The sequence below is a fragment of the Methylobacterium sp. P3_A11 genome (genome assembly GCF_056403155.1).
In genome coordinates this window covers 18,855-31,756 of sequence record NZ_JBFUGA010000054.1, presented here as the reverse complement: position 1 = coordinate 31,756, position 12,902 = coordinate 18,855, and the positions used below count along the sequence as shown (strand labels likewise).

Annotated in this window: 21 protein-coding genes; 7 read left to right on the top strand and 14 right to left on the bottom strand. The window is 69.6% G+C overall.

Features of this window, described 5'->3' with window-relative positions:
• Window positions 1–41 precede the first annotated feature (41 nt).
• Window positions 42–548 carry a cupin domain-containing protein gene (locus AC1DXK_RS17625; RefSeq protein WP_457107049.1) on the bottom strand — a complete coding sequence of 169 codons (507 nt, stop codon included), beginning with the start codon at window positions 546–548 and terminating at the stop codon, window positions 42–44.
• Window positions 549–1,124: 576 nt separating this feature from the next.
• The gene (gene cutA, locus AC1DXK_RS17620; protein WP_457107048.1) at window positions 1,125–1,478 is read right to left on the bottom strand and encodes a divalent-cation tolerance protein CutA; all 354 of its coding nucleotides are present in this window, start codon (window positions 1,476–1,478) and stop codon (window positions 1,125–1,127) included.
• Window positions 1,479–1,622: 144 nt separating this feature from the next.
• On the opposite strand from cutA, the gene AC1DXK_RS17615 reads away from it, so the two are divergent.
• Both AC1DXK_RS17615 and AC1DXK_RS17610 read left to right on the top strand, forming a co-directional pair.
• Entirely contained in the window at window positions 1,623–2,390 is a 768-nt protein-coding gene (locus tag AC1DXK_RS17615) for an NAD kinase (RefSeq protein WP_457107047.1), read from the top strand.
• 2 nt (window positions 2,391–2,392) lie between these two features.
• The gene (locus AC1DXK_RS17610) at window positions 2,393–2,875 is read left to right on the top strand and encodes a GNAT family N-acetyltransferase (RefSeq protein WP_457107065.1); all 483 of its coding nucleotides are present in this window, start codon (window positions 2,393–2,395) and stop codon (window positions 2,873–2,875) included.
• An 11-nt stretch (window positions 2,876–2,886) separates the two neighbouring features.
• On the opposite strand, the gene AC1DXK_RS17605 is transcribed toward AC1DXK_RS17610, so the two are convergent.
• The 6 genes from AC1DXK_RS17605 to AC1DXK_RS17580 form a co-directional block, all read right to left on the bottom strand.
• A complete protein-coding gene (locus tag AC1DXK_RS17605; RefSeq protein ID WP_457107046.1) occupies window positions 2,887–3,087 on the bottom strand; it encodes a hypothetical protein in 201 nt (66 codons plus the stop codon).
• A 37-nt stretch (window positions 3,088–3,124) separates the two neighbouring features.
• Window positions 3,125–3,493 (bottom strand): DUF6481 family protein, encoded by a 369-nt coding sequence (locus tag AC1DXK_RS17600; RefSeq protein WP_457107045.1) that lies wholly within the window; start codon window positions 3,491–3,493, stop codon window positions 3,125–3,127.
• A gap of 123 nt (window positions 3,494–3,616) precedes the next feature.
• Window positions 3,617–3,826, bottom strand: a complete 210-nt coding sequence (locus AC1DXK_RS17595; RefSeq protein ID WP_010683690.1) for a cold-shock protein — start codon at window positions 3,824–3,826, stop codon at window positions 3,617–3,619.
• A 369-nt stretch (window positions 3,827–4,195) separates the two neighbouring features.
• Window positions 4,196–5,323, bottom strand: coding sequence for a beta-ketoacyl-ACP synthase (locus tag AC1DXK_RS17590; RefSeq protein ID WP_457107044.1), 1,128 nt, complete (start codon window positions 5,321–5,323; stop codon window positions 4,196–4,198).
• A gap of 6 nt (window positions 5,324–5,329) precedes the next feature.
• Window positions 5,330–5,809 (bottom strand): 3-hydroxyacyl-ACP dehydratase FabZ family protein, encoded by a 480-nt coding sequence (locus AC1DXK_RS17585; RefSeq protein ID WP_457107043.1) that lies wholly within the window; start codon window positions 5,807–5,809, stop codon window positions 5,330–5,332.
• Between the two features lie 22 nt (window positions 5,810–5,831).
• Window positions 5,832–6,140, bottom strand: a complete 309-nt coding sequence (locus tag AC1DXK_RS17580; RefSeq protein WP_010683687.1) for an acyl carrier protein — start codon at window positions 6,138–6,140, stop codon at window positions 5,832–5,834.
• 299 nt (window positions 6,141–6,439) lie between these two features.
• Here AC1DXK_RS17580 and AC1DXK_RS17575 point away from each other — a divergent pair, with 299 nt between their 5' ends.
• Window positions 6,440–7,558 (top strand): AI-2E family transporter, encoded by a 1,119-nt coding sequence (locus tag AC1DXK_RS17575; protein ID WP_457107042.1) that lies wholly within the window; start codon window positions 6,440–6,442, stop codon window positions 7,556–7,558.
• 16 nt (window positions 7,559–7,574) lie between these two features.
• Here the strand turns inward: AC1DXK_RS17575 and AC1DXK_RS17570 are convergent, their stop codons facing one another.
• The gene (locus tag AC1DXK_RS17570; protein WP_457107041.1) at window positions 7,575–8,078 is read right to left on the bottom strand and encodes a thermonuclease family protein; all 504 of its coding nucleotides are present in this window, start codon (window positions 8,076–8,078) and stop codon (window positions 7,575–7,577) included.
• Between the two features lie 204 nt (window positions 8,079–8,282).
• Here AC1DXK_RS17570 and AC1DXK_RS17565 point away from each other — a divergent pair, with 204 nt between their 5' ends.
• Window positions 8,283–8,540: a hypothetical protein gene (locus AC1DXK_RS17565; RefSeq protein ID WP_457107040.1), complete on the top strand. Its 258-nt coding sequence runs from the start codon at window positions 8,283–8,285 to the stop codon at window positions 8,538–8,540.
• Window positions 8,541–8,675: 135 nt separating this feature from the next.
• Here the strand turns inward: AC1DXK_RS17565 and AC1DXK_RS17560 are convergent, their stop codons facing one another.
• On the bottom strand, window positions 8,676–9,356 hold the full coding sequence (locus AC1DXK_RS17560; protein WP_477298496.1) for a L,D-transpeptidase: 681 nt from the start codon (window positions 9,354–9,356) through the stop codon (window positions 8,676–8,678).
• 171 nt (window positions 9,357–9,527) lie between these two features.
• Between AC1DXK_RS17560 and AC1DXK_RS17555 the strand changes: the two genes are divergently transcribed.
• The gene (locus AC1DXK_RS17555) at window positions 9,528–9,971 is read left to right on the top strand and encodes a VOC family protein (protein ID WP_457107038.1); all 444 of its coding nucleotides are present in this window, start codon (window positions 9,528–9,530) and stop codon (window positions 9,969–9,971) included.
• On the opposite strand, the gene AC1DXK_RS17550 is transcribed toward AC1DXK_RS17555, so the two are convergent.
• On the bottom strand, window positions 9,972–10,415 hold the full coding sequence (locus AC1DXK_RS17550; protein ID WP_457107037.1) for a cyclic nucleotide-binding domain-containing protein: 444 nt from the start codon (window positions 10,413–10,415) through the stop codon (window positions 9,972–9,974).
• Between the two features lie 61 nt (window positions 10,416–10,476).
• Between AC1DXK_RS17550 and AC1DXK_RS17545 the strand changes: the two genes are divergently transcribed.
• Window positions 10,477–11,310, top strand: coding sequence for a thioredoxin domain-containing protein (locus tag AC1DXK_RS17545; protein WP_457107036.1), 834 nt, complete (start codon window positions 10,477–10,479; stop codon window positions 11,308–11,310).
• Between the two features lie 13 nt (window positions 11,311–11,323).
• Here the strand turns inward: AC1DXK_RS17545 and AC1DXK_RS17540 are convergent, their stop codons facing one another.
• Window positions 11,324–11,530, bottom strand: a complete 207-nt coding sequence (locus AC1DXK_RS17540) for a hypothetical protein (protein ID WP_457107035.1) — start codon at window positions 11,528–11,530, stop codon at window positions 11,324–11,326.
• A gap of 246 nt (window positions 11,531–11,776) precedes the next feature.
• On the opposite strand from AC1DXK_RS17540, the gene AC1DXK_RS17535 reads away from it, so the two are divergent.
• On the top strand, window positions 11,777–11,965 hold the full coding sequence (locus tag AC1DXK_RS17535; protein ID WP_043349455.1) for a con-10 family general stress protein: 189 nt from the start codon (window positions 11,777–11,779) through the stop codon (window positions 11,963–11,965).
• 140 nt (window positions 11,966–12,105) lie between these two features.
• Here the strand turns inward: AC1DXK_RS17535 and AC1DXK_RS17530 are convergent, their stop codons facing one another.
• Together AC1DXK_RS17530 and AC1DXK_RS17525 are read right to left on the bottom strand one after the other, a co-directional pair.
• A complete protein-coding gene (locus AC1DXK_RS17530; protein WP_477298492.1) occupies window positions 12,106–12,471 on the bottom strand; it encodes a hypothetical protein in 366 nt (121 codons plus the stop codon).
• A 225-nt stretch (window positions 12,472–12,696) separates the two neighbouring features.
• Window positions 12,697–12,902, bottom strand: a 206-nt coding sequence (locus AC1DXK_RS17525) for a hypothetical protein (protein ID WP_477298490.1), incomplete at its 5' end; no start/stop codon positions are given.

Here is a 12,902-nt window from a genome sequence, read left to right as displayed (position 1 = left end):
TGTCCAGCCTCCGCTGGCCTCTCGTCAGCCCGGCCTACCGATCACTGTGGGGTTGGCTGACACGGATCGGTCGAGCGTGCCTTCCCCGTGCGCTCCTTCAGCGAGACGATCAGTTGCACGTTCGGCACGTCGCCGACCTGCCGGGTCAGGTGCCCGACATGGCCATCCGGACCCTGGGGCGTTGAACCGATGTCGGCGTTGAACTCCACCTCGCCCGGGCCTTGCTCCAACACCGAGCCGTCCGTCGCCTCCACCGACCAACGGCCCGACAGAGTGATCACCCATTGCGGTCCCGGAGCCGTGTGCCACGTGCCGACATAACCGACAGGAAGCACCGCGTACTTGATCGATTTCACCGCGCCCGGGGGAAAGCCGACGTATTGCGGCGCGGCGGGGGGCGCGTAGCTCTTAAAGACAAAATTCTTGAGGTCACAATATTGGACATGACTGTGCCCCGTATCGTCGGCGTACAAAGCACCGTACCGCAGGACAGGTGGATCGGTCGCGGCGAGACCTGCAGGACCGGCGGGCGCCGGCTCGATGGTCATCAGTGGCTCTCTCGCCGGCCTGCCGGCCGCCAGGGCACTCGGCTCGCGCACACCCGAAGCCAACAGGACCAAGGCCACACAACCCGCACGTCTGGACAGACCCATGACGCCAGCACCCCTACTTGAATGATTCAACGAGTCATTCGCAATATTTTAGCTGCGCTCGGCCGCAAAAATCAAACCTATGCATTCGCGTATCTTGGATCAACGGAGATAAATATTCCAATCTCGGAATAAACTTCGTGATTTTGCTAAATCGATAGGCATTGAAGCGGATCGATTTTCACAAGGCTTGCCGGATCAGCCAGTGCCGCCGGTGAAGCGATCCTATCCACAGGGGTTTAGCGCTGTCCCCGGCCACGTCGAAGGCGGTGCATCCGGCGTCGTGCTCGGCGCGTATCCTTGGGCGCATGCGGGAGAAGGAACGCGTGACGCCATTCAGACCGAGGATGCCGGACCTGTCGCAAGGTGTCTGGTGCGGGTCCGAACCTCGATGGCGGCAACCTGACAGGGTCGGTTGGACGGTCGCGGTGCGCCGCCCGGCTCGGATCGCGGACCGGCGTTCGGCCTCGTCGATCAGGCGGTGTGAGGCGGGCTCCCCGCCGTTCCGCCGGGTTGCGTCTCCGCCTGGATCCAGGCCGCCGTGTCGGCATCCGCGCCGGCGACCGGCAGGTGCAGGATGATCGGCGTGTCGTAGGGATGGCGCGCCTTAAGGGCCGCTGCCAGCGCATCCGCCAAGCCCTCGCGGCTCTTGAGGAGGGCGGCGACCTCCGTGCCGCGCTCCACCGCGCCGTTCCAGCTGTAGACGGACTGCATGCCCGGAAGCACGTTGATGCAGGCGATGAGACGCTCGCGGACCAGGGCCTCGCCGATGTTGAGCGCCGACGCGAGGTCGGGAAAGGTGGTGTAGACGAGGAGCGGACGCTCCATGCTATGCCTCCGGTTGCGCGTGTGCCCGCGGAAGTGAGGCGCATGCCGGCCTGGGACGTCAACCGGGCGGTTCGCTCAGCAGATTGGAGCCGTGACGTGAACCCAGACCGGACCCCGACGCGCCCGCGTGGCTGCACCTGATCGATGCAACGCTTCAACAAGATCGCCTTCGTGGCGAGCCCGACCGGCTATGCCCGCGAGGCCGCCGCCGCGCTGATGCGGCGCTACGACCACGTCCCGCCCGAGGAGGCGGACGTGGTGGTGGCGCTCGGCGGCGACGGCCTGATGCTGCAGGTGCTGCACCGCTTCATGGACAATCCGAAGCCGATCTACGGGATGAACCGCGGGACGGTCGGCTTCCTGATGAACGAGTTCCGCGACGATGACCTCCTGGAGCATCTTGAGGCGGCCCAGCGCAGCGTCATCCATCCGCTGGTGATGGACGTGCTCGACACCGAGGGCCGCTCCCACCGGGCGCGGGCGATCAACGAGGTCTACCTGCTGCGCCAGACGCACCAGACCGCCAAGCTGAAGATCGCCGTCGACGGCAACGTCCGGCTCGACCTGCTGATCGCCGATGGCGTGCTGGTCGCCACCGCGGCGGGCTCCACCGCCTACAATCTGTCGGTGGGCGGTCCGATCCTGCCCCTCGACGCGAAGCTGCTGGCGCTGACGCCGATCTCGGCCTTCCGTCCGCGGCGCTGGCGCGGTGCGCTCCTGCCCGACTACGCTCGGATCCGCATCGACGTGCTCGACGCACCGCACCGACCGGTGGCGGCCGTCGCCGACCACACCGAGTTTCGTCGGGTCTGCACCGTGGAGACGTCCCTCGACCGCGCCACCGAACTCGTGCTGCTGCACGATCCCGGCCACAGTCTCGACGAGCGCATCCTGCGGGAGCAATTCGGTTGAGCCTGACGATCCGGGCCGCCGACGCGACCGACCATGCGGCGATCCTCCGCATCATCATGCCGACCATTCGGGCCGGCGAGACCTACGCCCTCGACCCCGACCTGAGCCAGGGCGAAGCCCTGGCCTACTGGACCGGCGCGGACCGCGAGACCTTCGTGGCCGAAGCGGAGGGGACGGTGCGCGGCACCTATTACCTACGGGCCAATCAGGCGGGCGGGGGCGCCCACGTCGCCAATTGCGGCTTCATGACCGACACGGCCGCCTCGGGCCGCGGGGTCGCCCGGGCCATGTGCACGCACGCCCTCGACTGGGCTCGGGCGCGGGGCTTCTCGGCGATGCAGTTCAACTTCGTGGTGAGCACGAACGTCCGCGCCGTGCGGCTCTGGGAGAGCTTCGGCTTCGCCGTCGTCGGGCGGCTCCCGGACGCCTTCCGGCACCCGAAGCTCGGCACGGTCGATGCACTGGTGATGTTCCGGACGCTGTGAAGCGGTCCGGATCAGGGCTGGGGCGCCTCGACGAGGTCGCTCTCGCGGATCGCCCGCTCGCCGGTCTGCGTCCGGATCCGGTAGCTCGGCTCCCCGGTCTGGTCCTCCGGCATGAGCCGCAGGATCTCGAAGATCTCGCTCTCCCCCTTGTCGCCGGGGAGGCCGAGCCGGGGTCGGCAGACGCGTTGGCCGATCTTGAACTTGTGTGACATGTCGGCCTCGCGGAACGGGATTCGATGCAGCCGCGGCTCAGCGCCGCTTCTGGGCCTTCGCCTTGCGGGCGATGTAGCGCGCGTCGCGCTGGGCCTTCTGCTCGGCCTGCAGCGCCTTGGCGCGCTCCTGGGCCGCCAGCTGCTCGGCGTGCTTGCGCTCGATCTCGGCGAGCCGCTCGGCCTCGGCCATCGCGGCGGCGCGCTCGATCTCGGCCTGGCGCTGGGCGGCGCGTTCGGCGGCACGGGCCTCACGGGCATCCACCACGGCGCGGCGGGCGGATTGGCGGGCCAGGACGGCCGGGTCGTCAGCGGACGGGCGGGCTCGGAACCGGGCCAGCATCTCGGAGCGCGCCTTGGCGGCGGTCTCGAGGCGATCGACGACACCTTGCTTGTTCAGAAAGCTCACAGACACTCCTGGATCGGGCGCGGCGGAGGCCGTCGCCCAGAGAGGGAAGGCAGAGATGGGAGGGTGGATACGAAGAAGCCGCTCCGAGGGGAGCGGCTTCGCGGAACACGCTTCGGACGGCGATCAGGCCGTCTGGAGCTGACCGGCGGACTGCTTGCCGCTGCGACGATCGGTTTCCAGCTCGTAGGAGACCTTCTGGCCCTCGTTCAAGCTGCGCAGGCCGGCGCGCTCGACGGCCGAGATGTGGACGAACACGTCCTTGCCGCCGTCATCCGGCTGGATGAAGCCGTAGCCCTTGGTCTCGTTGAACCACTTGACGGTTCCGGTGCTCATGGAAGTCCTTGATCTTCGCAGGCATAGTGAGAGAGGGCACCCACCCATGCGAGAGGGTGCCGGTATCGACCGATAGCGATAGGAAAGTCAGAACCGCCCTGCGAAGGCGTAACGGTCCAAGATATCCGGACACGTGCCGATGCGGTTGAAATAAACCGGGCGCGGTTTTTTGGCAAGCGCAGGGAAATATTTCTGTCGGCAACCGGGCCTGCGATCCGGGAAACTCTGTCCGGACATTCCCGCTCGGCAGCGTCAGAACGGCTGCTTGAACAGCGGGATAGCCCCGTACAACCGAGCGCCGGCGCACGAGATCTGCGGTCCGGGCGCACGATTTGCCGCAACCGGCGCCCCCGCGACGAACAAAACCGCTCACGCCGGAACGAGGCGCAGAACGCCCTCGCCCCGCCGGTGGCCGACGGATGTCACGGCGACCTCGCGGGCACCGCCGCTGGCGAGCAGGGCCGCGGCGAGCGCCGCGCCGAACGGGGCCGCCACTTCGAGCCCGTGCCCGATCACGTCCCCGAGGGCGCGCAGGCGCGCCTCCGGCGCAAGTCGCGCCAGCGCAGCGCGCTCGTCCGCGGTGACCGGCGCGACCCCGGTGGCGCCGGAGAGGACATGATCGGGGGCCGAGAGGCCGGCCTGCCGCCAGAGCGTCTCGAGGCTGCCCGCGACGCTGCCGGGCGCGCGCCGGGTCCGATCGCTGGCCACCGGCTCCAGCCGGGCGAGCGCGCGGGCGCCGCGGGCGGCGGCATGGGCGTCGGATTCGAGCATCAGGAAGGCCGCGCAGCTACCGAGGATGAAGCCCCCGGCATCGCCGCGCGCGAAGACCGGCCGGTAGGCGTCGCGGACGAGGTAGCCGCCCATTTCGTGGATCACCAGCACGTCCGGCCGCTCGGCGCTGTAGGAGCCGCCGACCAAGACCGCGTCGATCTGGCCCGACGCGATCCGTGCCTGGGCGATCCGCAGGGCGTCGACCCCGGCGGATTCCTCGCCCATGAAGGTGCGCGATGCGCCCGTCACCCCATGGACGATGGCGATGTTGCCGGCGAGCAGGTTCGAGAGCTGAGCCAGGAACAGCGTCGGGCGGAGGTCGTTCTGCAGGCGTTCGTTCAGGTAGGCACCCGGATCGGCGGCGTCGCGCAGGCCGGTCAGGATCGCCCCGTCCGCCGCATAGTCACGCTCGCCGCCGCCCGCCGCCACCACGAGGTGCAGCACTTGCTTGAAAGGGGCATCGTCCTTCACGCCCGCGGCATCGAGGGCGAGGCCGGCGGCATAGACGCCGAGCCGCTGCCACGCCTCCATCTGACGCTGGTCGCTGCGCTTGGGGATCTGGCCGTCCCAAGTGATCGCCGGTGCGGGATGAACCGGGTAGGGCGCAAAGGTCGCGCTGTCCGTGCGCGGCGCGGCCCCCCCGTCGAGAGCGGCCAAGTGCGCCTCGACGCCCTCGCCCGCACAGGAGACGAGGCCGAGGCCGGTGACGACGACGGGGCGGCTCATGGCGATTCAGGGCTCGCGTTCGGGCTGGGCCGGATCGGGAAAGAGGCCGATCGTCCGCGCCCGCTCGCGCATCGGCGTGTCGAGGCCATCCGGGAACGGCATGGTGCGGAAGCGCAGCTCCGCGTCGCACAGCGCCTTGCCGGCGTGGCTGATCGCAGCCCTCGTCACCGCATAGCCCGAGCCGTCGTGCTCCAGGTTCGCCGTGACCAGAAGGTCGGCTCCGGGTCCCACGAAGGATCGGAAGCGGGCCTTGTCGACTCCGGTAAGGAACGGCATCCGGGTGAAATCGAGATGGGCCAGCACGAGATAGCCGGAGGCCTGCGCCATCGTCTCCGTGAGAAGGACCCCCGGCACCAGGGGATGGCCGGGAAAGTGACCCTCGAAGACCGGGCTGGCCATCGGCACCCGGGCGAGCGCCTCGATTCGGCCGGCGGCCCGGTCGAGGAGCCGCACGGAGTCGATCATCTCGAAATATTCGAGGCGCATGACGAGTCGGATCGGCCTTGGTTCAGACCTTGGCGGCCTTCTCGGCCACGAGGCCGTCGATGCGCGCGCAGAGGTTCTTGAGGACGAAATACTCCTCGGCCGGCACCTTGCCCTCGTTGACCTCCTGGGTCCAGCGCTCGAGGGGCAGCTTGATCCCGAAGGCCTTGTCCACCGCGAAGGCGATATCGAGGAAGGCGAGACTGTCGATGCCGAGGTCGTCGATGGCGTGGCTCTCGGGGGTGATCTTGTCCCGCGGGATGTCGGCGGTCTCGGCTATGATGTCGGCCACGCGCTCGAAGGTGGCGCTGCCGTGGGCGGGCTCGTCGGACATGTCTTCTCGCGGGCTGTTCGAATTCCGGGTCGGTGGTGCGGGAGCCCCCTCGCCGCCGGGCGGCCCGGCGCAGACGCCCCGCGCGGCCACCCTAGGCCTACAGAGGCCCTGGTACGCGGCCCCATCGAATGGCGGCGACCTCTACACGAGGGGGTTAGAGGCGGCAACCGCGGCCGTCCCCCGGCGTTTCAGCGCCTGTCCACACGCGCGCGATCGTGTGTGCGGATGCGCGTACCCCGCCGATGCGCCGGCCCCAGCTTGACGGCGAGAGGACCGCGCGTCCTCAGGAGACCAGACGGATGCCACCGATCACCAAGCCCGCCGCCGCACCAGCGCGAATCGAGACGCCGCCCCAGCCGCCACAGGAGCGGGCGCGCTCGCAGGGGGCAGCCCGCGTCCTCATGGTCCTGACGCTGTCCGCCCTGGGCCTCTGGATCCTGCACGGCTTCCTGCCGGCGCTGGCCTGGGCGGTCGTGCTCGCCATCGCCCTGTGGCCGCTCTACGCCCGGCTCGAGCATCGCTTCCCGCCGGGCAAGCACAACATCCTCCTGCCCACGCTCATGACGACGGCCGTGGCGCTGATCTTCCTGGCGCCGCTGGCGATCCTCGGCATCCAGGCCGCCCGCGAGGCCCACGACGTGGCCGAGTTCGTCCGCAACGCCGAGGCGAGCGGCATCCCGGCGCCCGACTTCCTACAGCACCTGCCCTACGGCGCCGCGCAGGCCACCGCGTGGTGGAACGACAATCTCGGCCACGCGCAGGCGGGCACCGACCTGCTGCACCGGTTCGAGAACAACTCGGTCCTCGGCGCCTCGCGCAACGTCGGACGCGAGGTGGTGCACCGGATCGTGCTGTTCGGCTTCAGCCTGGTGGCCCTGTTCTTCCTCTTCCGCGACTGGCGAACGGTGCGGGACGAGTCGCTCACCGCCTGCCACCGCCTGTTCGGCCCGCGCGGCGAGCGCGTCGCCCGTCAGATGGTCGCCTCCGTGCACGGCACCGTCGACGGGCTCGTGCTGGTCGGCCTCGGCGAGGGCTTCATACTCGGGGTCGTCTACTACTTCGCGGGGGTACCCCATCCCGTGCTGCTCGGCGCGTTCACGGCCGTGGCGGCCATGATCCCGTTCGGGGCGGCCGTGGCCATCGCCATCGCGGCGCTCCTCCTGGTTGCGGCCGGCTCGGCGAAGGCAGCGCTGGTGGTGGCGGCCGCGGGCCTGGTCGTGACCTTCGTGGCCGACCACTTCATCCGGCCGGCGCTGATCGGCGGCACGACGAAGCTGCCCTTCCTGTGGGTGCTTCTCGGCATCCTCGGCGGGGTCGAGACGTTCGGGCTGCTCGGCCTGTTCGTCGGGCCGGCGGTGATGGCCGCCCTGGTCCTGCTGTGGCGGGACTTCACCGAGGGTCAGGACGCGGCGGCTTGAGCCGCCGCTGCCGCGATCAATCGGCCGCGCTCGTTCCGGCCGAGGCCTCGACCCGGCTGCGGTCCTGGCGCCAGTCGGCCGGCTTCTCGAAGGTGCCGGCCCAGATGCCGCGGCGGGTCGCCCAGGCATGGCCTTCCTGGCGGGTGTAGGCCGGCGTCGCTTGGCGGCTGGCCAGCGCCAACCCCTCACCGACCATCCAGGCGGAGAGATCCTCGCCGTTCACGTGGCAGGTTCCGGAGACGCGGCCGGCGACGGCGCCCTCCTGACGCTCGCAGGTGACGAGGCCACCACCGATCCGCGCGCGCAGCGCCCGTGCGGCCTTGCGGCCGCAGCGATATTCCAGACCCTTGTCGGTCTCGCAGCGCTGCGCCGACTCGGGGGCGTCGATGCCGTAGAGGTGGATGCGCGTGTCCTGCACCTCGATCGTGTCGCCATCGATCACGGTCGCCGGCCCGCTGATCGTCCCGGCCGCCGCGGCAGGGCCGCAGAGGAGAAGCACGGCGAGCATCGATCTGATCATTACGGGGTGTCCGAGCGTGGGCGGGGCGTCTGATAGGCGGTCCGTCGAGGGCGCCACGGTGCGCCGCCAATGTGGCGGTTTTGCCGGCCGGACGGGCGGGACCACCCGGCCCCGACCATCGCGCGCGGTGGTTGCGAATGTGTTTTGAATGGCGGGCCAAGCTGCGCAGCGGAACACCGGCTCACGGGTCGTCGTTAAGCCTCGATGAGCCTTCTCAAGACCCTGCTGGCCGGCATGGCCCTGTGCGCGGCGCTCCTCGTCTGGGCCGACGTCGCCATCGGGCCGGAACGACCGGCCGGCCGAGCCGCCACCGGCCTCACCACCGCGGCGATCCTGGCGAGCGACGGGATGGCACCTGACGGAAGGACGGGCGAGGCCGCCCTGGATCGCGCGGCGCTCGGCCGCCTCGCCGGGGCCGCTTCCGACGATGGCAAGCAAGCGGCCGCGGCACCCGCCGGCTGAGGCGTTCTGATCGTCCGCTCGGTGGCCCTGCGCGAAGCGCAGAGCCTCACGTGGGTACCCTTTTCGTGGCCGGGGCGAGGGCTGGATCGTCCATCCGCGCCGATGCCACCCGTCTCAACAACAAGTGGAGGCCGATCAGGTCCGATACTTGCCGTTGCGCTTGACGAGGACGCGGGTCCCGACCGGCACGCGCTCGAAGAGGTCAGCAATATCCTCGTTCAGCATCCGGACGCAGCCCGACGACAGCTGCTCGCCGATGCTCCAGGGCTCGTTGGTGCCGTGGATGCGGAACAGGATGTCGCGGTTGCCCTGATAGAGATAGAGCGCGCGGGCCCCCAGGGGGTTGTCGAGGCCGCCCTTGCGGGTCCGCGGCAGATCGGGATTGAGCGAGACCATCGTGGTCGTCGGGCTCCAGTCGGGCCAGACGCCCTTGCGTCCGACCCGGGCCTCGCCCTTCCATGAAAAGCCCGCCTTGCCGACGCCGACCCCGTACTGCATCGCCATCCCGTCGGCCTGGACCAGGACGAGCTGGCGCTTGTCGATGTCGACCACGATGGTGCCGGGCTGCTCGGGACCGGCGTAGCTGACCTGCTGCCGCCGGTATTTCGGATCGAGCCRCTGGGTGTCGACGAGCGGAATGTCGAAGGGCTTGTCGGGCTTGGTGCCGACATACCAGGCCGAATCGTCGTCCTGCGCGAGCTGGACCGGACGGGTCTGACAGGCGGCCAGGGGCGCGATGGCCATCACGGCGAGCAGGATCCGCGAGAGAACGATGCGGTGCAGGCGGCTCCAGGCCGAGGGAAACGAGGCGATCATAGGTCCTGTCGTGCGGGATACGGTCGTCCCACCCTGCCTACCGTCTCCCCGCCGGTGACGATGTAGCTTTTCCGCCGCAGCGGTCCGTGCGCGGCCCGCTCCCTCGGCCACGGTTGCGCCCTAATTCTGAATCGGTGCGAGGCTCTATTGCGGCCTCCGCGGAGGTGAACGATGCCCGAGACCGAAACTCTTTCCGAGGATGCGACCGTCGTGGCCGATGTGCCGCTCAGTCCGGCAATCCACATCGATCATTGCGTGATCCACGTCAGCGACTGGGCGCGTTCCAACGCCTTCTATCGGGACGTGGTCGGGGCCGAGATCATCGAGCGGGGTTCGGGCTTCGCCTACAGGTTCGGCGGCGTTCAGCTCAACTGCCATGGTCCGGGCGTCGTGGCAGAGCCGGTGGCGGCGAAACCGGTCCAGCCCGGCAACAGCGACCTCTGCTTCCGCTGGTCGGGCTCGATCGAGGCGGCGATCGCCCATCTCGAAGCCGCCGGCATCCCCGTGGAACTCGGCCCCGTGGAGCGGCACGGTGCCGCGGGTTCCGGCCTGAGCGTCTATTTCAGGGATCCGGACGGCTCGCTGCTGGAGTTCATCACCTACGCGACGACGTGATCAGCCCCGGCTCTCGGCCAGCGCCTGATTGGTCTGCTCCAGCCGCAGCGCCAGGACGCGCATCAGGGCGATGCTGATCTGTGGAAACTGTGCCAGCAGTTCCAGGAACACGCCGCGGTCGATCCGCAGGGCGGTCACCGCGGACTCCGCCGTCACGGTGGCGGACCGGGGCTGCTCCGCCAGGATGCCCATCTCGCCGACGAGGGCATCCTGTCCCAGCAGCGCCAGCCGTACCGGGCCGGCGGTGCCATCGATGCTGACTTCCGCGGTGCCCGACAGGATCACGTAGGCCGCATCCGCGACATCACCCCGGGCGAAGAAGCGCTGCCCGGGCTCGAAATGCACCCGCTCGCTGGTGAAGGCCAGCAGCTTCAGGCGCGCCGGTTCCACCTCGCGGAACAGCGGGACCTGCTTCAGGGAGGAAACCTCGGTGTCGAGGGTCATTCGGGGGCTCCGCGACGGGTCTCATGCCCAGGACGGCGGGGCCGGACGGGCCGACATATCCATGCGGTTCGTCAGGCACTTGTCCAGCCCCGCGCCTGACGCCGGCCGGGGATGCGCTCTCGGCGCCCTCCTGGCTCTGGGTCTCGTCCTGGGCTCGGAGCCCGCCGCCGCCCGCTTGGTTCAGGCTGATCTCGCCCGCGTCGCCCTCGCGCCGCCCCCCGGCGCCCGCGCCCCGCTGGACCTCGTCGTCACCGATGCGCGCACGGGGGGGGTCACGACCTTCGGGCAGGCGCTCGGCGGCCGGCCGGCCCTGCTGCTGCCGGTGGATTACACCTGCGGAAACGTGTGCGATCCGATGGTCTCGATGTCGGCGGACGCGCTGGCGGCGACCGGCCTCCCGGCGAAGGACTACGCCTTCGTCCTCGTCGGGATCGACCCGCGCGACGACGCCGCGGCGGCGCGTCGCATGCTTGCGGACACCCTCGGTGACCGGGCTCTGTCGGCAGGCCCCCGGGCGTTGATCGCCTCGGACCGCGCCCTCGCACGTCTCACGGGCGCCCTCGGCTACACCGCCGTCTTCGATGCCGGCACCGACAGCTTCGCCCACCCGGCGGCCGCTATCCTGCTCGGCGGCGACGGCCGGGTCGCCCGCGTGCTCTCGCCGCTGGCACTCACCGGGCACGACCTCCGCCTCGCCCTGACCGAGGCCGGCGAGGGTCGGATCGGTGGACTGGCCGACCGCCTCACCCTGCTGTGCTACGGCTACGACGCCGCGCGCGGCATCTACACGCCGCTCATTCAGCGGATCCTGACGGCGGCCGGGCTCGTGACCGTCCTGGCGATCGCCCTCCTGATCGCCGCCCTGACCCGCCTCGCGCGCAGGCCGGCTCCCTGAGCCACGCCGCGTCTCATCGCTTGGTGGAGAGCCCCTCCCTGCCGGGGACGGGTGCCTCGCGCTTCAGGCTGGCATTCAGATGCGGCGAGTCGATCGGGTCCTCGCGCGTGGTCGGGGTCGCGGCATCCTCCGGCGCCGGCATCGGCGGCAGCGGCGGCGTGTTCGGACGTACCGTCGGCGCGCCGTCGGCGGCATCCTTGACCATGTTGCGGTTCGTCATGCGCCAAAGCCCTTCTCTCGTTCTGGACGGCCCCGCCGGCCGGCCGCGGCAAGTCAGCGGGCCTTCAAGGGGGTGCGCCGGATGCTGCTGCGGACGTTCACCGCGGTCCAATGTCGACCAACGCCGCAGACGAGGCCCAGGTTGCTGCCAAGCTTAGCTGGCGGAAGCTTGAGCATGTCTCGGGACAGGAACCTTGGTTATTGCTGAAGGTTGTTGCGGGGTGAAGCGAAGCCTGAGGAGGAACTGATGGCGTCCGGAAATTCGACCTCGAAGCGGGGCTTTGCCTCGATGAACCTGGAGCGGCAGCGCGAGATCGCCAGCAAGGGTGGCCGCAGCGTGCCGGCCGAGAAGCGCTCGTTCTCCCAGGACCGCGAACTCGCCTCGTCCGCCGGTCGCAAGGGCGGCCAGTCCACGGGGACCGGCCGCGCCGAGTGAGGCGAAGGCTGAATTGTGTCGCGTAGCGGCGCCGCGTCCCCCAGGACCGGCGCCGTTTTCATGTCGGGCTCGTCCCGAACGACAAAAGGCCCCGCCGGATCGGCGGGGCCTTTTGTCGTATCTTCTCCAGGGACAGGAGATCAGGAGATGCAGCGGCCGGGGGTCATGCGGCGCGCCTCGGGGCCGACCAGGGAACTGAGCGCTGTTTCGCAGCCTTCGCGCACCAAGCGACGCGGCGGCTGTCGCAGGATCGGCTTGATGTCCAACCCTTGCGCCTCGCCGGCCACCGGGGCGGTCTGGCTCTCGGTACGCTGAACGCCCGCGACCCGTGTCGGGCTGATCACGAGGGACGCCGGGCGCATTCCCGGAAGCGGCGCCTGAATGATCTGCGCCGTGGGAGCCGGCGGTGTCCAACGATCCGCCGTCTCGCGCACGACCGGCTGGACGAGGATGGTGAGAAGCGCGGCGGGAGCACTCACGCCCAGAATGAAACCAGACCGCAGCATTGCCCYGACCTCGTCGCGAGAGCTTGACAGGATGTACATACAACGCGCCCTGCAAACGCAGGTTCCTAGACTGTTTCGCGCTTATGCAGACTGAGTATTCGATCGCAGATTGGCCGCTGGTGCGCGGGCGCACGCCTTCCGTCCACAGCCATACCGTGTAGCAAAAAAATCACGATCACCGAAAAAGAGCGCCCGCCGGAACCTCAGGGGCCGACATCCGTTCTCTCAGCACCCGGCCACCTGGTCCTCCCCGCATTCCCCTTGTGCATCGGCCGGAACCTTCTCGACGGGCTGGAGCGTTCTCCGGCCCGTTTTTTTGCGCGGCTCTCTGGGAGACATCCCCGCCAGCGCGACGGCCGACAACAAAAAACCCCGGCTCGCGCCGGGGTTTTTGGTGATCAGGCTCAGGTTGGACGCGGCGGACCCCGCCG